Annotated in this window: 14 protein-coding genes; 6 read left to right on the top strand and 8 right to left on the bottom strand. The window is 40.0% G+C overall.

Annotated elements, in window-relative coordinates; translation table 11 throughout:
• The first annotated feature begins 8 nt into the window (after window positions 1-8).
• The 4 genes from oadA to SJY38_RS11510 all read left to right on the top strand — a co-directional run bounded on the left by oadA (window position 9) and on the right by SJY38_RS11510 (window position 4,229).
• The gene (oadA, locus tag SJY38_RS11525; protein WP_377109794.1) at window positions 9-1,787 is read left to right on the top strand and encodes a sodium-extruding oxaloacetate decarboxylase subunit alpha; all 1,779 of its coding nucleotides are present in this window, start codon (window positions 9-11) and stop codon (window positions 1,785-1,787) included.
• Window positions 1,788-1,798: 11 nt separating this feature from the next.
• Complete coding sequence (locus SJY38_RS11520; protein WP_004587520.1) at window positions 1,799-2,929, top strand: sodium ion-translocating decarboxylase subunit beta; 1,131 nt, start codon at window positions 1,799-1,801, stop codon at window positions 2,927-2,929.
• A gap of 138 nt (window positions 2,930-3,067) precedes the next feature.
• Window positions 3,068-4,039: an aldo/keto reductase family oxidoreductase gene (locus tag SJY38_RS11515; RefSeq protein ID WP_377109793.1), complete on the top strand. Its 972-nt coding sequence runs from the start codon at window positions 3,068-3,070 to the stop codon at window positions 4,037-4,039.
• Between the two features lie 13 nt (window positions 4,040-4,052).
• The gene (locus SJY38_RS11510; protein ID WP_004587522.1) at window positions 4,053-4,229 is read left to right on the top strand and encodes a hypothetical protein; all 177 of its coding nucleotides are present in this window, start codon (window positions 4,053-4,055) and stop codon (window positions 4,227-4,229) included.
• Between the two features lie 100 nt (window positions 4,230-4,329).
• Here SJY38_RS11510 and SJY38_RS11505 read toward each other — a convergent pair whose 3' ends face one another.
• The gene (locus tag SJY38_RS11505) at window positions 4,330-5,643 is read right to left on the bottom strand and encodes a peptidoglycan DD-metalloendopeptidase family protein (protein ID WP_004587523.1); all 1,314 of its coding nucleotides are present in this window, start codon (window positions 5,641-5,643) and stop codon (window positions 4,330-4,332) included.
• A 379-nt stretch (window positions 5,644-6,022) separates the two neighbouring features.
• Between SJY38_RS11505 and tyrS the strand changes: the two genes are divergently transcribed.
• On the top strand, window positions 6,023-7,222 hold the full coding sequence (tyrS, locus tag SJY38_RS11500; RefSeq protein ID WP_055254812.1) for a tyrosine--tRNA ligase: 1,200 nt from the start codon (window positions 6,023-6,025) through the stop codon (window positions 7,220-7,222).
• A gap of 70 nt (window positions 7,223-7,292) precedes the next feature.
• On the opposite strand, the gene SJY38_RS11495 is transcribed toward tyrS, so the two are convergent.
• From SJY38_RS11495 to folE2, 4 genes are all read right to left on the bottom strand, one after another.
• Window positions 7,293-8,237, bottom strand: a complete 945-nt coding sequence (locus tag SJY38_RS11495) for a cobalamin biosynthesis protein (RefSeq protein WP_377109792.1) — start codon at window positions 8,235-8,237, stop codon at window positions 7,293-7,295.
• Window positions 8,238-8,945 carry a 5'-methylthioadenosine/S-adenosylhomocysteine nucleosidase gene (gene mtnN, locus SJY38_RS11490; RefSeq protein WP_004587526.1) on the bottom strand — a complete coding sequence of 236 codons (708 nt, stop codon included), beginning with the start codon at window positions 8,943-8,945 and terminating at the stop codon, window positions 8,238-8,240. It lies immediately after the preceding gene.
• A gap of 119 nt (window positions 8,946-9,064) precedes the next feature.
• Window positions 9,065-9,661 carry a DUF2726 domain-containing protein gene (locus SJY38_RS11485; protein WP_024031608.1) on the bottom strand — a complete coding sequence of 199 codons (597 nt, stop codon included), beginning with the start codon at window positions 9,659-9,661 and terminating at the stop codon, window positions 9,065-9,067.
• A 114-nt stretch (window positions 9,662-9,775) separates the two neighbouring features.
• Window positions 9,776-10,696 (bottom strand): GTP cyclohydrolase FolE2, encoded by a 921-nt coding sequence (folE2, locus tag SJY38_RS11480; protein ID WP_055254809.1) that lies wholly within the window; start codon window positions 10,694-10,696, stop codon window positions 9,776-9,778.
• Between the two features lie 226 nt (window positions 10,697-10,922).
• Between folE2 and arcB the strand changes: the two genes are divergently transcribed.
• Window positions 10,923-13,241 (top strand): aerobic respiration two-component sensor histidine kinase ArcB, encoded by a 2,319-nt coding sequence (gene arcB / locus SJY38_RS11475; protein WP_286938788.1) that lies wholly within the window; start codon window positions 10,923-10,925, stop codon window positions 13,239-13,241.
• Window positions 13,242-13,255: 14 nt separating this feature from the next.
• On the opposite strand, the gene arcA is transcribed toward arcB, so the two are convergent.
• The 3 genes from arcA to SJY38_RS11460 form a co-directional block, all read right to left on the bottom strand.
• Entirely contained in the window at window positions 13,256-13,972 is a 717-nt protein-coding gene (gene arcA, locus SJY38_RS11470; RefSeq protein ID WP_004587530.1) for a two-component system response regulator ArcA, read from the bottom strand.
• Between the two features lie 489 nt (window positions 13,973-14,461).
• Window positions 14,462-16,066, bottom strand: coding sequence for a HAMP domain-containing sensor histidine kinase (locus SJY38_RS11465; RefSeq protein ID WP_029772454.1), 1,605 nt, complete (start codon window positions 16,064-16,066; stop codon window positions 14,462-14,464).
• A 154-nt stretch (window positions 16,067-16,220) separates the two neighbouring features.
• Complete coding sequence (locus SJY38_RS11460) at window positions 16,221-17,246, bottom strand: methyltransferase (protein WP_054983843.1); 1,026 nt, start codon at window positions 17,244-17,246, stop codon at window positions 16,221-16,223.
• Window positions 17,247-17,258: the final 12 nt, after the last annotated feature.

Below are 17,258 nucleotides of genomic sequence, written 5' to 3'. Positions count from 1 at the left end.
AGGCACACATGGCTAAATTAAAATTAACAGAACTTGTTTTACGCGATGCTCATCAGTCTTTACTTGCAACCCGTATGCGCTTAGATGACATGCTACCTATTGCTAGCAAACTTGATGATGCCGGTTATTGGTCTATTGAGTCGTGGGGCGGCGCTACGTTTGACTCGTGTATTCGTTATTTAGGTGAAGATCCGTGGGAGCGTATTCGTGCCCTTAAAAAAGCAATGCCCAATACTAAACAGCAAATGCTATTACGTGGGCAAAATTTATTGGGTTACCGCCACTATGCCGATGACGTGGTAGAAAAGTTTGTAGAGCGTGCCCACAAAAATGGTGTAGATGTATTTCGTATTTTTGACGCCATGAACGATGTGCGTAACTTAGAAACGGCAATTAAAGCGGCTGTAAAAGTAGGAGCACACGCACAAGGCACTATTTCTTATACTGTAAGCCCTGTGCATACCCTTGATATGTGGTTAACCCTTGCAAAACAGCTAGAGGATTTAGGTTGTCACTCTATTTGTATTAAAGATATGGCAGGCTTATTAAAACCATACGATGCAGAGCAACTTATTAAAGGGCTAAAAGAAACCGTTTCTATCCCTATTGCTATGCAGTGCCATGCAACCACAGGTTTAAGTACCGCTACGTATCAAAAAGCCATTGATGCAGGTATTGATATGCTTGATACCGCAATTTCTTCAATGAGTATGACTTACGGTCATTCAGCTACAGAAACCATTGTAGCGATTGTTGAAGGAACGCCCCGCGATACCGAATTAGATTTAAACCAGCTAGAAGAAATAGCGGCTTACTTTAGAGATGTACGTAAAAAGTACGCTGCCTTTGAGGGGAGCCTTAAAGGTGTTGATGGCCGTATTTTACTCGCGCAAGTACCTGGTGGCATGTTAACCAACATGGAAAACCAACTTAAAGAGCAAGGCGCAGCAGATAAGCTAAATGAAGTATTACTTGAGATCCCACGCGTGCGTGAGGATTTAGGTTTTATTCCGCTAGTTACTCCAACATCGCAAATTGTAGGCACACAAGCAGTACTAAATGTGCTTACGGGTGAGCGTTATAAAACAATTACCAAAGAAACCGCCGGTGTTTTAAAAGGCGAGTATGGTTTAACACCTGCGCCTATGAACAAAGAGCTGCAAGAGCGAGTGCTTGATGGCTGTGAGGTTATTACGTGTCGCCCTGCAGATAATATAGCCCCAGAGCTTGCATCGCTTGAAGCAGAGCTGCAAAAAGAAGCGCAAGAACAAGGTTTAACACTTGCTGATGAGCAAATAGATGATGTGCTTACCTATGCATTATTCCCACAGGTTGGCCTTAAATTTATTAAAAACCGTAACAACCCAGATGCCTTTGAAGCAGTGCCAAGTGCTGATGATGCAAACACTAAGCCTGCAGCAAAACCTGCAAGTAACAAAGGTGTTAGCGCTGAGCAATACAGCGTTAAAGTTGACGGTAAAGTTTACGATGTAGTGGTTGCGCAAGGTGGCGAGCTTAAAGAGGTAACGCTAAAAGATTCAGAGCACTTACCACAATCAGCATCGGTTGCATCAGGTGAAACACTGAATGCGCCACTGGCAGGTAATATTTTTAAAGTAAAAGTAAAAGCAGGCCAAGCCGTAAACGAAGGCGATGTGGTTGTTATTATGGAAGCGATGAAAATGGAAACCGAGGTTCGTGCAATGCACTCAGGTACTGTGGCTGAGGTCTTAGTGTCTGAAGGTGATGCTGTGACAACGGGCGATGCAATTATAGCGATGGCGTAGGAGTAGCTTTAATGGAAGGTCTTTTAAACCTTTGGCATGCTACCGGCATTGCTAACTTTACGTTTCCTGGCTTAATAATGATTGCGGTAGGGTGTTTGTTGTTGTTTTTAGCCATTGCTAAAAACTTTGAGCCCCTATTACTGCTGCCGATTGGCTTTGGCGCAATACTGACTAATATTCCGGTTGCTGGGCTTTCTGACCCAGGTGGTTTGCTTTATTACGTGTACTACGTTGGTATTGATACGGGGATCTTCCCTTTATTAATTTTTATGGGAGTAGGGGCGCTGACTGATTTTAGTGCGCTTATTGCCAACCCGCGTATGTTATTACTGGGTGCAGCCGCGCAGTTTGGTATTTTTGCCACCTTGTTTGGGGCAATTTTATTAAACTATGTACCTGGCTTTGAATTTAGCTTACAAGATGCCTCAGCCATTGCCATTATTGGTGGTGCCGATGGCCCTACAGCCATATTTTTAGCATCTAAGCTTGCCCCTGATTTACTAGGTGCCATTGCGGTTGCTGCTTATTCTTATATGGCGTTAGTGCCAATTATTCAGCCGCCAATTATGCGCGCATTAACTACACCTGATGAGCGTGCTATTAAAATGCCAGAGCTGCGCAAAGTATCTAAAAAAGAGAAAATAGTATTTCCTTTAATGGTACTGAGCTTAACCGCTATGTTTTTACCAGCGGCTATTCCACTGGTAGGCATGTTCTGTTTAGGTAATTTAATGCGTGAGTCTGGTGTTGTAGATAGGCTTAGTAACAGTGCCCAAAACGAAATTATTAATATAACCACGATATTTTTAGGTTTGGCAGTAGGCTCTAAACTAGCGGCTGATCAGTTTTTAACTGTAGAAACCATTGGTATTTTGGTGCTCGGTGCGCTGGCATTTGCTATTGGTACAGCATCGGGTGTGTTTATGGCAAAAGGCCTTAACAAGCTTTCTAAAACACCTATTAACCCTTTAATTGGTGCTGCGGGTGTATCGGCAGTACCGATGGCGGCGCGTGTAGTTAATAAAGTTGGGCTTGAGAATAACCCACATAACTTTTTACTTATGCATGCTATGGGGCCAAACGTAGCTGGGGTGCTAGGAAGTGCCGTAGCCGCAGGTATATTACTGGCGCTTGTTGGCTAGTATTTAGGATTTAATCCAACCGATTAGCGCAGTTTACTGCGCTTTTTTTATGCCTATAAAACTGCACGTATTAAAGTTTGTTTGCAGACGTGTTTTTGTTTACAGTGAGGGCTATGCACACTAATAAGGATAGTCATCATGCTTCACACCCCTTTGGCAAAATATTTACCTCATGTTAGTAGACTCGTTTTTGGCTGTATGGGCCTAGGCGGCGGTTGGAATAAAGACGCCATTACTAAGGCTCACTTAAAGCAAACTCACGAGTGTATTGATGCAGCCATAGCTGGCGGCATTAACTTTTTTGATCACGCCGATATTTATACCTTTGGCAAAGCCGAGCAGGTATTTGGCCAAGCACTAGCTGAGCGACCAGAGCTGCGCGAGCACATGTATATTCAATCTAAATGCGGTATACGCTTTGAAGATGATAAAGGCCCTAAGCGTTACGATTTTTCGGCCAAGTGGATTGAAGAGTCAGTTGAAGGTTCACTTAAACGTTTAAACACAGATTATCTTGATGTGCTTATGCTTCATCGCCCTGATCCGCTAATGGAAGTAGAAGAAATTGCACAAGTATTTAGCTGCCTTCAAGAAAGTGGCAAAGTACGTAATTTTGCCGTATCGAACATGCAGCAGCACCAAATGAACTTTTTACAACATGCCCTAGATATGCCAATTGTTGCTAACCAAATTGAAGCAAGTTTACAAAAACACCAATTTGTTGATGAAGGTGTTTATGCAGGTAATGCAGATGGAAAAGATCTTAACTTTACACCGGGCAGTGTAGAGTATTGCCGCCACTTTGATATTCAAATACAAAGCTGGGGGAGTTTATGCCAAGGGCTATACACAGGGGGCGATTTAATAAATGCATCGCAAGCCGATATAAATACCAGCATACTCGTAAATAAGCTTGCTGCACTTTACGATACAACGCCTGAGGCAATTGTTTTAGCTTGGTTATTACGCCACCCTGCATTAATACAGCCAATTATTGGCACAACGAACGTTGAGCGTATTGCAGCGTCATGCGGTGCGCTAAATGTTACGTTAAGTCGCGAACATTGGTATGCATTGTATGTAAGCGCCAAAGGCCATGAATTACCATAATTAAGGTTTAGGAATGAATATATTTGTTATTTTAATTTGCTTGTTTGTCGCTCTAGCGGTGCTGATACCTTTGCTTGAAAAGTACCAAGGTAAAATGGGGTTGGATGGCGCAACCAAATACAGCAAATATATTTGGCCGCTGGTTATGGTTTCTTTAGTCGTACAGCTAATTTATGTATTAATGAACTAATAAACTAATAAACTAATAAACTAATAAACTAATAAAAAACACAAAAAAGCCTTTGCAGGTTAACCCTGCAAAGGCTTTTTTAGTATCTATAACTTATACGTTACTTAAGTGCTAGCTGTAGTTCGCGATTGCGTTCAAGCTGTGCAATAAAGTTTTCGGCAATAGGTTTAAACTTAGCAAGTTCAGAGCGTGGTAATGGCTCAGACTTAGGTAACTTAACGGTTTTAGGGTTACGGTGTACACCATTTACTAAAAATTCGTAGTGTAGGTGCGCGCCTGTTACACGGCCGGTAGAACCCACGGTACCAATTTTGTCACCTTGTTTAACCTTTTGGCCTGTTTTAACAAGTTTTTTGTTAAGGTGTAAGTACTTAGTTACGTACTGTGTGCCATGGCTTATAAATACATAGTTACCATTGTACTTACTATAACCTGCTTTAATTACTTTACCGTTACCCGAGGCTACAACCGGTGTGCCTGTACGTGCTGCGTAATCAATACCACGGTGCGCTCTTACTTGCCCTGTTACTGGGTGTAAGCGACGTGGGTTAAAGCTCGAGCTAATATACTTAAAGTTTACCGGCGCACGTAAAAATGCTTTTTTCATGCTGCGCCCTTCAGGCGTATAAAAGCTGCCGTCGGTATGGCGAATAGCCGCATAACGCTGGCCTTGGTTTATAAATTCTGCAGCAATAATTTTACCAGTGCCAATAAACTCGCCATCAACATAATGCGACTCGTAAATTAGCCCAAACTGATCGCCCTTACGAATATCGTTGGCAAAATCCACATCCCAACCAAATATATCAGCAAAGTTCATTATTTGGCGCTCGCTTAAGCCTGCAGCAATTGCTGAGGTCCAAAAGCTGCTAGAAATTTCGCCACCGGCTGTTTTGCTCAGTGTTTCTATTTCTTTGCTATCTATTGATGTGTCGTAATTACCTTCGTCATTTAAGGTAACAAACAAAGTATCTGTTTTTGAAATAACATAACGAAGCTGAGCTAAATCACCGTTTTCTGCTGTTGCAAAACTAAGTATTTCACCTGGGTGAATTTTAGTTAGTTTGCGTGTTTCAGCATTGGTGTTAATTAGCTTGTGAAGCGTTTGCGCTGAAAAGCCAGCACGCTTGAAGATAATTGCTAAATTATCGCCGTTTTTAACTTGATGATCGACTAAGTCGTATTCTGGCAGCTTTTCTGCTGCTTCTGGCGAATTTAATTCAGTTAATTTTTCGTTGTCTTCAACTTTAACTTGTAACTCGTAACGCTTACCAATTTCTAGTGCATTTGCACTATTGTCTTTGGATGCAGTCGCTTTTTCTGAAGGAAGAAAGGCTAAGCCAACAATAGCAGAAACCAAACCTAGAATAAGCAATTTGTGTTTTTTGGGAAGCGTGTTAACCACGTGAACCATAACGTGCCTTTTCTGCTGTCGTGAAAATAAAATATATATTAATGCAGGATATACGTAATAAGGTACGAATACTAGTAAATAAAGCTAAAAGCCCCGCAAATGTTAGTAAAATGACAATTTATAGTTGTTTAAGTTTATCGATTTAAACTGTTTCTAAAGTGCGCTAAAATCGGCGTTTAAACACCATTTCTAATTGCCTAACACAGTGAGACTAAGCTTATTGAGTTTAGTTGCATTATTCGCATAAAAAATTGTTTTAATTAGGTAGAAATTTGTTATGTTAGCAACATAAGTGCTTTTGGTTTAAATCTGTTTTAAACCCTTATGTAGCAAGTCATCTAGTTGCCCCTTCGTTGGCAGAATTTTGGAGTAATACACAGTGGATTTACAAACCGCTCTAGCAGAGATAAAACGCGGTGCAGAAGAGATATTAATTGAAGACGAATTAGTTGAAAAACTAAAGTCGGGCAAAAAGTTAAAAATTAAAGCCGGTTTCGATCCTACCGCGCCAGACTTACATTTAGGTCACACTGTACTAATTAATAAAATGAAAACCTTTCAAGATTTAGGTCATGAGGTTATTTTCTTAATTGGTGACTTTACCGGCATGATTGGCGATCCAACAGGCAAAAATGTAACACGTAAACCACTGACCCGTGAAGATGTACTTGCCAATGCTGAGACTTATAAAGAGCAGGTTTTTAAGATTCTAGACCCAGCTAAAACCACCGTTGCCTTTAACTCTTCGTGGATGGAAAACCTCGGTGCCGCAGGTATGATCAAACTTGCAGCTAATCAAACTGTAGCGCGTATGCTAGAGCGTGACGACTTTAAAAAGCGTTACGGCAACGGACAACCCATTGCAATTCACGAATTTTTATACCCACTCGTACAAGGCTGGGATTCGGTTGCACTTGAGTCAGACGTAGAGCTTGGTGGTACTGATCAGCGCTTTAATCTTTTAATGGGCCGCGAGCTTCAAAAAGTAGAAGGCCAAAAGCCTCAAACAGTATTAATGATGCCATTGCTTGAAGGCACTGACGGCGTTCAAAAAATGTCTAAGTCGCTTGGTAATTACATTGGTATTACTGATGCGCCAAACGATATGTTTGGTAAAGTAATGTCGATTAGCGACGTACTTATGTGGCGCTACTACGACTTACTAAGTAGCTTATCAATCGAAGAAATTGCAGCGCAAAAACAACGCGTAGAGCAGGGCACTAACCCGCGTGATATTAAGATTGAGCTGGCGAAAGAGTTAATTGCACGTTTTCACAGTGAAGAAGCTGCGCAAGCCGCACACGATGACTTTATCAAACGTTTTCAGAAAAAAGCGCTACCTGATGAAATCCCTGAGCTGACAATTACCATTGCAGAAGAAGGTATTTTAATTGCTAACTTACTTAAAGAAGCTAATTTAGTAGCCAGTACCTCTGAAGCAATGCGCATGATTAAGCAAGGTGCAGTAAAACTTAACGGTGAAGATAAAATCACTGATACAAAACTTGAAGTAGCAAAAGGCACGACCGCTATTTACCAAGTAGGTAAACGTAAGTTTGCCAACATTACTGTAGCGTAAGCGCAGTTAAAACTAAAAAACCAGCTTAGGCTGGTTTTTTTGTGCGCGTATTTTGGCTGCTAAAAAACCACTAAATCAGCTTTAATATCTCAATACTGATAATAACTAACAGCCAAAAGGCACGCGCTTGATTTAATCTGTTTATAAACACGGGTACGTCTTCGGCTTTTGGGAGTCGCTCGGTTCCAATTCGCATTTTATTAAAACGCTTACCAAAATAAACCGCAGGGCCGCCTAGCTGTACGCCAATAGAGGCGGAGCACACACTTAAAATCCACCCCGTATTTGTTTGATAAAAGTGTCTGCCATAGTGCTTTATATAATGCATACTTTGTTTACTGGCTTTGTTTGCGGCAATGGTTAATGCAAGTAAGCGTACGGGGATAAATTCGATTATAAACAAAAGTATTTTAAGCGGTTTTAAAAAGTGGCTATTAGGTGAAATATCGGCGCGCCAAGCATGCTGCATTAAAGTCAGTAGCCGATACGCTAAAGTGGCAATTGGCCCAAGTAATAAAAATATAAATATAACGGTAAAGTAATTACGGGCAGTTCGTAAAATTAAGCTTTCAATTAAGGCTTTTATAATACCTGGCGCTGAGAGCTTATTGACCTCTCGGGCAAGCAGTGGCTTTACGAGTTCACGCGCGGTAGATTTTTGGTTTTGTTTTACTAACTTTGCAACACGCAGGGCTTTTTTTTCAATCGCTTTGCTTTCTAGGCACAAATATAAAATGAGGCCCGCTAGCAGCTCAGGATAAAAGGCAAATTCAAGCAGTAACACAATAATAATAAGAATAACGCTTAAAACTAGCGCACAGGCAAGAGTGGAGGCTAAATAAAGGTAACTTTTAGGCTCACTTGGTTTATAAACCCGTTTTCCTATAGCACTAAATACAGCGGTTAATACTGTATTAGGGTGATACCAGCTTTTTAACGGGAAAAAGCGCTCAGCAATGAGCGCCACAAAAAAGGCAATAAAGTCCAAATGGTTTTGAACAATATTGCTTAGCATTTACAGTGTAACTTTTGTTAGTTTTTCCAATAGTGCAACAACCATTTTTGATGAATTGATTGATGCAGTCTCTAAGTATTCTTCAAACGATTGCGGCGACTCTTTACCGGCAATGTCAGACATAGAGCGAATAACCACAAATGGCGTATTAAGCGCAAAACACGTTTGTGCAATAGATGCGCCTTCCATTTCTACTGCAAGCATTGTAGGAAAGTCGCTGCGTGCTTTATCAATTCGCACTGGGTCACACATAAATGAATCACCCGTACAAATTAAGCCTACTAAGGTTTTTACTTCGCTAATTTGCGCAATGGTTTGCTCGGCAGCTTCAACTAGTTTTGGGTGTGCGGCAAAGCCTGCTGGCATTTGTGGAACTTGGCCAATTTCGTAGCCAAAAGCGGTTACATCTACATCGTGATGGCGTACTTCTGAAGAGATAACAACATCGCCAACACTTAAAGAGGGATCAAAGCCACCGGCAGAACCTGTGTTAATAACACAGTCAGGATTAAAGTTATCAATTAATAACGTGGTTGCAATCGTTGATGCCACTTTACCAATACCCGATTGCACAAGTGTTACTGTATTACCTGCTAATTCGCCTGTGTAAAAGGTAAACCCTGCTTTAGTCAGCACTTGTGGGTTTTGCATTGCTTCACGTAAAATTTTAACTTCTGGCTCCATTGCGCCAATAATACCAACATTCATAGTGTTTGATTCCTGAGTTTGAATACGTAGATTATACGTGAAGTTAGCAATAAAAAACAAAAAAGCGAGCTGTTTTACGGCTCGCTTTAAATACTTTTAGGAGAGTATTTAATTCTATTTTAAATTTCGGCTAACGCAGTGGTTTGCGCTTTAGCCTGAGAAGGTGACAATACCGCAGGTTTACTTACACGATTACGTGTTGGACGAGCCGATTGCACCGCTGCAGGTTTGCCTAATTTAAACATAATTGCATCGCGCACCTCTGAAGGGCGGTAGCCTGATTTTACTTTCATACGAATATGTGGAATGCCAGCAGATTCTAAAGCGCCGTTTACAAACCAGTCGCGCTGCGCTTTGTGGCCATCTTTATTGGCGTTGTTAACTAAATCGACCGCAGCGACTATCGTCATTTTCTCTTTATCTACCAGCACAAAATCGAGTTGCTTATTTTTAGCTTTAGCTAAAGCTGCACGTTTTGATTTAGCAGAGAGGCCTTGCTTGCAGTCGATTACATCGATGAGTTTGACGCGGCTCACAATTTTGTATTGATCGCCTACCGCACGCTCTAAAAGATTTAAAAATGCACCCTCAACCTGTGTAAACACAGTTTGTTTGCGGGTAAAAGGATAGGGATTGCCGCCATCATCACTAAATTTTGACGCAACCACAGAGGCCCCAACCACTAATACTAAAATTGATAATAAAGCGAATTCCATACGGTAACTCCATAACAACAAATTGACACTGCTCAAGTAAAGCAATTTACGTGCCTAAAAATTGGTTGTTATAGCTAATTACCGTATGTATTTATTATTAATGCAGCAGGGCTGTTAGGCTTTGTAACCGCCCTCAATTCCTTTAACGGCAATCGCGACTGCATCATGCGCATGGAGTGATTCGTAATGATTAATTTGCAGCCAGTAATCACTAAAGTTATCGTTTTCAAGAACCGCTTTAATTTTACGTGCAGCGTCTTCACAAAACATTAAATTTTGACCGTTAAGGCGGGCAAATTCTTGCTCATCTTCACGTTTTACTGCCGCTTGTACGGGGGTTTTTAGTTCAGCTTCTAATGTATCAATTAAATTTACTACGTCAAATTCACTAATCGTGTTATCTAGTTTTACTTTAACGTTTGCAATTGAACGCTGTGAGTGAGGCGTTGCCACAATACCCTGCGTTGTACCTAGCCATGCTAAAACATCTTTTTGATTAAGTGTTTCTTGGTTAAACTTTTCGCTAAAAGCATTTTGAATAAGTTGGCGAGCAAGTGCTGCAGAGCATGGACAGGTTGATGAATAAGTAACATCAACGCTTAGCTCGTAGCTAATTACGCTATTTTCAATAGTGCTGGTTAGGGTAATTGGGTAGCTTTTCCAACCTGCTTTACCGCTTAACAACGATTTACGACGCAGCGGTAATTCAAATTTAAACTCTATTTGAGCTTTGTCACTTAATCCTTCGTGGCTGGTGATAAAGGTATCGAGTGCTTGAGCTAAAGTTTGTGGGTTAACTTGTTGCTCTGTTGAGAGTAAATCAAGCGCTAAAAATAAACGCGACATATGAATGCCTTTAGCGTCTTCTTTATGCAAATTAACAAAGGCACGCGCTTTTGCGTTAACGGTAACGGGTGCTAAATCTTTCGATTCAAAAATAAATGGCAGTTCTATTTCGCCCATACCAACCCAGTCTAACTTACCTGTTTGTAAGGCGGGAGCCGTATCAGCTATATCGGGCATGTTGGTTTGCATGTGCGCTACTCGTTATTGGTCATAATAAAGCGCAGCATTTTACACTAAATAATTTATTGCTGAAATGATGAGTTTAACAAGTAGGCAAAAGTAAACATGAAAATTTTCTGTTTTTGTCGCACAACATGAATATAGCTAATAGAAAAATGCTAAAATCTGCTGCAAAATGCGTTTGACTATTAATAGGCACTTTTTATTTATGCCTAGTAACGAGATACACTGACCTATGACCGATTCTTCTTTGAGCCCTTGGGCTCGAGTACTTTCTAGTTTAATAACTCGCTTTGGTGAGTTAAAAACCGCGGCAATGTGCTACGCGCTTTTATTAGGCGTGTCGCTTATATTGTCGAGTATGTTTTATTATGTGGCACTGGGTGAGGTTAATTTAGTTGATATTTTAGCTGTGGTATTTTTTACCGCGGTTGTATCTCCTTTTATGATCAGTATTTTACTCAACTCGATTAGACAATTAGATGCCTCATACGCTTATTTAGACAGCGCCACAAAACAAGAAAAGCTGTTAAACCAAACATTAAAAGATAATATCAACCGCCTCAACATTGAAATAGATGAGCGAAAAATGGCTTTTCATGCCAAGCATCGCGCCATTGAAGAGCTTCGCCGCGAAATAGCAGAGCGTAAAAAAACACAACAAGAACTTGCTCAGCAAGGCATGCTCCTTCGCTCTATTGTCGACTCTTCCCCCGATTTATTTTATTACCGAGATAACAACGGCGTGTTTGCCGGCTGTAATAAAATGTTTGAAGAGGTTATGGGCAAAACCAGTGCTGAATTAATTGGTAAAACAGTTGAGCAAATTTTCCCGAGCTACTTTTTAGCAGAAGTACTCAGAACCGATAAACAAGTAGAGCAAACGCATCAAGCGCTGACAATTGATGTTGAATATATGGTTAATGGTGAAAACCGTTGGTTTGAGCTGCGTAAATTACCGTTTATAAACGATCAAGGTGACTACATAGGTTTGCTTGCATTTGGCCGTGATATAACCAGCCGTAAAGAAGCAGCACAAGCGCTTGAAACAGCCTATAAGGATAAAGGTAAGTTTATAGCAACGCTTAGTCATGAGCTGCGCACGCCATTAAATGGCATTGTAGGTTTAACCCGAATGCTACTTGATACAGAGCTTAATAAGCAGCAACGCAGTTGGTGTAATACGGTATTTTCGAGCGCTGAAACCTTAGGTAATATTTTTAACGATATTATAGATTTAGATAAAATAGACCGAGAGCAGTTAGATATAGCAACCGACTCTATTAACGTTTCAGACTTTATTAACGATGTAGTGAACTTTGCAGGTTTAATTGCTGAACAAAAAGAGCTTGAATTTTCAATTGAGCGAAATGGCACATTAGATGTTTATGCACTCCTAGATCCAACGCGTTTACGCCAAGTGGTATGGAACTTAATTAATAATGCCGTTAAGTTTACCCAGCATGGCGAGGTAAAACTCACATGTAGCCGAGAAGAGCGTAACGATGGACCGTGGCTTGAACTTAAAATATCAGACACAGGGCAGGGGATCCCAGAGGATCAACTCTCGCGCATATTTGATATGTACTACAAAGCCCCAGATTTAAGCGGTAAAAACGCGATTGGCTCAGGCATTGGTTTAGCCGTTACCAAAGCGTTAGTCAGTGCAATGAAAGGCACTATTTCGGTAACCAGTGCAGAAGGTGAAGGCAGCTGCTTTACCGTGCACATACCGCTTAGCTTATGTGTAGCGCCTACTGAACAAAGCTATGCCGGTAGAGGTTTATATATTTTACTTGTAGAGGATGTGCCATTAAATGCTGAAATTGCGACTAACCTGTTAGAGCAGCGCGGCCATGAAGTAATTTGGGCCGAAACGGGTGAAGATGCACTCTCGTTTGTAGAAACCGAAGACGAGCTAGATTTAGTACTACTTGATATGCAACTGCCCGATATAAATGGTGATGAGGTGGCAAGACAAATACGTGCCGATAGCCATTTTGATAAACTACCTATCGTTGCGCTTACAGCGAATGTACGTAGCGCCGAAGAAGACTTAGAAGGTATTTCGGTGCAAGGGGCGCTTGCTAAACCGATTAATACAATAAAGCTTGATAAAATGCTAGCTGATTTGTTTGATATTCAACAAAGTGAATCAGACAAACCGCTGCTCACGGTAAGTAAAGAAGCGCTTGAGGGTATTAATGCAGGTGTGCTTGATGTTGAAACCATTGAAGACTTTGTAAACTCTATGGGGCTTGAAGTATTTAAGCGCAGCAGTGGTTTATTTGAAAAACTAAACCCGCAATATCAGCAAGAGCTGCAAAGCGCGTTAAATGAAAACGACAGGGAAGAGTACAAATCGGTGGCGCATAAGCTTAAAGGTGCTGCGGGCTCTGTAGGATTAAACGACGTACAGTTACATGCTAAAAAGATGGAACACGGTGCGCTTGATGAATCAGATGAAGTACTAAAAGAATGGTTAGATACATTGGCAGATAAAATAAATGAAGGACAAATTGCCCTTCATTCGTTTTTACAATTATTAGAGTAAGCGGTTTACTCTAATTAAGCGTCGATTTTACCAATAAAGCGGTAACCTTCACCATGGATGGTGCTGATTAGCTCAGAAGTAGAATTATCACTTTCGAAGTGCTTACGAATACGACGAATCGTTACATCTACTGTACGGTCATTAGCGCGAAGCTCACGGCCAGTCATATGCTTAATAAGTTGCTCACGGCTAAAAATACGCCCTGGAGAATCAAGCATTAAACGCAGCGCTCTGTATTCACCTTTAGGTAAACGCTTAGCATCACCATTTGGTGACGTTAAACAACGGCTGTTTTCGTCAAGTTCCCAACCGTTAAATGTAATTACACCGTTGGTTTCTAGCACTGACTCTTCGCCGCCTAGCGCTGTACGGGTAATTAAGTTGCGAGCGCGTATAGTCAATTCACGAGGGTTAAAAGGTTTAGTGATGTAATCATCAGCACCAATTTCTAAACCTAAAATACGGTCTACATCGTTATCACGGCCGGTTAAAAAGATTAAACCGACTTTACGTTTTTGGCGTAATTCACGTGCTAAAATTAGCCCGTTTTTACCCGGTAGGTTGATGTCCATAACTACAAGATTGACGTCATCATTATTTGTAAGCTTGTCATGCATATCATCGCCATCAATGGCTTCAATAACTTTGTAACCTTCAGCTTCAAATAAACTCACGAGGTTTAGTCGAGTTACGTCTTCATCCTCTACGATTAGAATGACTGGCGTTTGCATTATTAATTAACCTTTTTGGAATATTTTATTTACAAAAAATCGAATCTTAACTAAATAATTCGATTACTAGAGATTATAGGATTATACCCAAATGTTAACAAGAAAAAACAAGTTGGATAAAAATAAAACAGTAGGGGTGTTCCAAACTAACCAAAAGGCATTGTGCAAAAACTACTGTTTAATGATATATAACGGATGCAGCTTTTGAATTATGAAAACGAAGCCATTTCCTTTAATAATTGATACATCCACCAATCGCTTAAAGGTACTAAAAATAATCGCGCAAATTCAAAACGGAATTATATCATTTTATAACCTTTCATCAATGTATGTGATACTGCAAAAGCAATAAAGTTCAGAAATTGTATCGCTTAATTATTAGATCAAGTTAAATAATTAAACATGAAATACCACATGCTCTCTCTATAAGGTCATTAAATGGTAATTCAAGTAAAAAGCGTAAATAAATACTCTTTTTTTAAACACTTTTTATGGAATTGTAATAACAAAGCGTACGCCGGGTTTTGCATCTAGGTCATACAGTATATGCCCACCTAATGCTTGGGTTACTAAGTTGTACACTAAGTGCATGCCTAAACCACTTGCCCCTTGGCCTCGCTTAGAGGTTACAAATGGGTCAAATATCCTGTTTTTGACATTTTTATCAACGCCTTGGCCGTTATCTGTGTAGATTATTTTTATTTGTGGGCCTGTTATTTCTATATCAAACTTAATTTCGTTATTTTCGCTATTGCTAAAACCATGAATGGCAGAGTTTAAAATAAGCTGTTGGAAAATTTGTTGTAGTGGCTCAGACTTACTTTCAATGGTTAAATCACTCGGACAATTGATCACAACGTTAGGCTTTGACTTTATTAACTCTGATTGAATCGACATTAACACATCAGATATTAACCTATGGATGTTTACATGGGTTTTAATCCCATCATCTTGAATTACAGCTACCTTTTTAAAGTTAGAGATAAGGTCGGCCGCACGGTTTAGGTTTCTATAAATTAAATCAAGGTTTTCGATACCTTCGTCAATAAAGCGTTTTAGTTGGTTAGAAGTTAGAGACTTATTATCAAAACTAAGCTGAATATCGGCAAGTTTATCGCGCAGCAAGGTTGAGCCAGTAATACCTAGGCCAATTGGGGTGTTAACCTCATGGGCTACGCCGGCTACCATTTGCCCTAAAGATGCCATTTTTTCGTTTTCTACTATTTGTTCTTGGTATTGGTGCATTCGCTCAAGGGTAGAAAGCAGTTCTTGGTTTGCTTCGCGCAGGGCTATTGTTCTTTGGCTTACCTTTTCTTCTAAGCTTTGGTTGAGTTGTTTTATCTCTAGTTTGTCTTTTTCATGACGTTCTATTTGCTTACGGGTGCGAGTAAGCATGATATTTAAGCTGTTTGATAAGGCTGTAACCTCTTTTACGCTGGTGCTGGGTGCGCGTACGTCATAGTTATGATTTTTTGATACGTCTTGTAGCAATACACTTAAGTGTTCAATAGGGTTAGCGATACTTTTTTGTGTTTTTATCGCTATAAAGTACACAAAAAACAAAATAAACAGGGTAAGGAAAATATCTATAATAATTTTTTGTTTTATAAATTCATCTAGGCTTTCTAAACTACCACGCATGTAAACGTAACCCACCACCTGCTCGTTATTAAGCACAGGTGTTATTAGCTCAATGTAGTTGTTGGTCGCTCTTGGCTCGTTAAGCTCTTTAATGCTGTCTACGCGCAGCGGAACAGGTGGGGTTTTTTTAGCATTAAAGCTAATAAAAAATACAGGTTTACTCGATGTTTTCTCTATTGCGTAAATATGAATGTTTTTAACAAGGGGGATTTTATCAAACGACTTTAGGCGTTTTTCTTCTGTTTTTCTGTCGTCTTTTACCAATGAATCTGCGGCATCGAAAGCAACAATATCGGAAAGGATCACGAGCTTGTTTATGATCAGTTCCTTTTGTTCTTTTACACTCATATAAGTGGAAATTGAAACCGATAAAGTTAAACAAATAGCAGTGATAAGCATGATGGTGTTGATCAGCGCTTTTCGAATACTTTTTTGATGTACTTTTTTTGGCATTATTGCTGCATCGCCTAAGTATGAATATTTATATTTAGAACTTTAGTTTAGCAAAAACCATAGAAAGTGAAGGGAAATAGTGAAATTAATTCTGATATTTATTCGAAAGTTAGGCTAAGTATTAATTACACTTAGCCTAATTAAGTGTAATTAGTTAGCTACTGTAAACGGCAAATTTGTTATTTTTGTACACAGTGTGGAAGCTACCAAACTGCGCCTCTAAAATTGGCGGGTATTTTAAAAAGCTATTAGCCACTATGCTTAGCTTTCCTACCTTGGTTAAGTGCTGCTTAGCATTTGATAAAAATGCTTCTGCAATTGTGTAGTCGGTCGCTATGCCAGTATGAAAAGGCGGGTTACTAACTATTAAATCAAACTTGCCGCTAATACTTTTTAAGCCATCACTTAAAATAGTGCCGCCTTTAATATTATTAAGCTTTAATGTTTGCTCAGTAGCATAAGTTGCAAGTGCGCTCACATCGCTGCAAGTAAAAGTTAGTGCTGGGTTTTTAATACCTAAAAAAGTGGCTATTAAGCCCGCACCACAGCCAAAATCCAGTACATTACCTTGTTTAGTGGTCGGGGCATTTTCTAGTAGCATTTTTGTGCCAGCATCTAAAGCGCCGTGGTTAAATACTCCCGGAACACTGATAGCATCAAACTCTACTCCTGCTACATTTACTCTAAACGTTTTATGGTAGCGGCTAATCTCAAAGGTTGGGTTGTTCTCTAGTTGCTCAAATGAAAACAAAATACAATGTTTAGCAGAGTCAATTTTATTACTGTACTGCGCTTTGCCCGCGAGCTGTTTTTCTATCGATTTAACGCCACTTTTATTTTCGCCTACCACAAGTAGCTGTGCTTTTTCGTTAATAACGGCGCGAATATTATCAAGTGCCATTAATACTTCAGGCTTTGATTTTGGGTAGTAAAGAATGACTAAATCGTAATCGTTGGCGGCCATTTCATGGTTAACACACACGTTTATGCCATTTATTTTTTTAGCAAATTCCCCATTAGCATGGTTATAACTAAATGCGGTGATGGCACTTTGAGGATTTAGCTGCTTTAGCTCTGCTAAAAAGCCATCTTGAACAAAGTTGACAACCAAGATAGATTTTCCCACTAGTTCTTCGCTATTACGAAGTAACAGTAAACTTGGGTTGGTTAATACGCTCATAAATGGCTTTGC

The sequence above is a fragment of the Pseudoalteromonas sp. R86517 genome, assembly GCF_042466295.1.
Taxonomy (GTDB): Bacteria; Pseudomonadota; Gammaproteobacteria; order Enterobacterales; family Alteromonadaceae; genus Pseudoalteromonas; species Pseudoalteromonas atlantica.
This window is presented reverse-complemented; position numbering and strand designations above follow the sequence as displayed.

Excerpts from the sequence above, each read along its gene's own strand:
- SJY38_RS11485 (WP_024031608.1), bottom strand. The coding sequence starts at position 9,661 with ATGGAATTCGCTTTATTATCAATTTTAGTATTAGTGGTTGGGGCCTCT.
- oadA (WP_377109794.1), top strand. The coding sequence starts at position 9 with ATGGCTAAATTAAAATTAACAGAACTTGTTTTACGCGATGCTCATCAG.
- arcB (WP_286938788.1), top strand. The coding sequence starts at position 10,923 with ATGACCGATTCTTCTTTGAGCCCTTGGGCTCGAGTACTTTCTAGTTTA.
- SJY38_RS11520 (WP_004587520.1), top strand. The coding sequence starts at position 1,799 with ATGGAAGGTCTTTTAAACCTTTGGCATGCTACCGGCATTGCTAACTTT.
- arcA (WP_004587530.1), bottom strand. The coding sequence starts at position 13,972 with ATGCAAACGCCAGTCATTCTAATCGTAGAGGATGAAGACGTAACTCGA.
- SJY38_RS11460 (WP_054983843.1), bottom strand. The coding sequence starts at position 17,246 with ATGAGCGTATTAACCAACCCAAGTTTACTGTTACTTCGTAATAGCGAA.
- SJY38_RS11495 (WP_377109792.1), bottom strand. The coding sequence starts at position 8,237 with ATGCTAAGCAATATTGTTCAAAACCATTTGGACTTTATTGCCTTTTTT.
- SJY38_RS11505 (WP_004587523.1), bottom strand. The coding sequence starts at position 5,643 with ATGGTTCACGTGGTTAACACGCTTCCCAAAAAACACAAATTGCTTATT.
- SJY38_RS11515 (WP_377109793.1), top strand. The coding sequence starts at position 3,068 with ATGCTTCACACCCCTTTGGCAAAATATTTACCTCATGTTAGTAGACTC.
- SJY38_RS11465 (WP_029772454.1), bottom strand. The coding sequence starts at position 16,066 with ATGCCAAAAAAAGTACATCAAAAAAGTATTCGAAAAGCGCTGATCAAC.
- SJY38_RS11510 (WP_004587522.1), top strand. The coding sequence starts at position 4,053 with ATGAATATATTTGTTATTTTAATTTGCTTGTTTGTCGCTCTAGCGGTG.
- folE2 (WP_055254809.1), bottom strand. The coding sequence starts at position 10,696 with ATGCAAACCAACATGCCCGATATAGCTGATACGGCTCCCGCCTTACAA.
- mtnN (WP_004587526.1), bottom strand. The coding sequence starts at position 8,945 with ATGAATGTTGGTATTATTGGCGCAATGGAGCCAGAAGTTAAAATTTTA.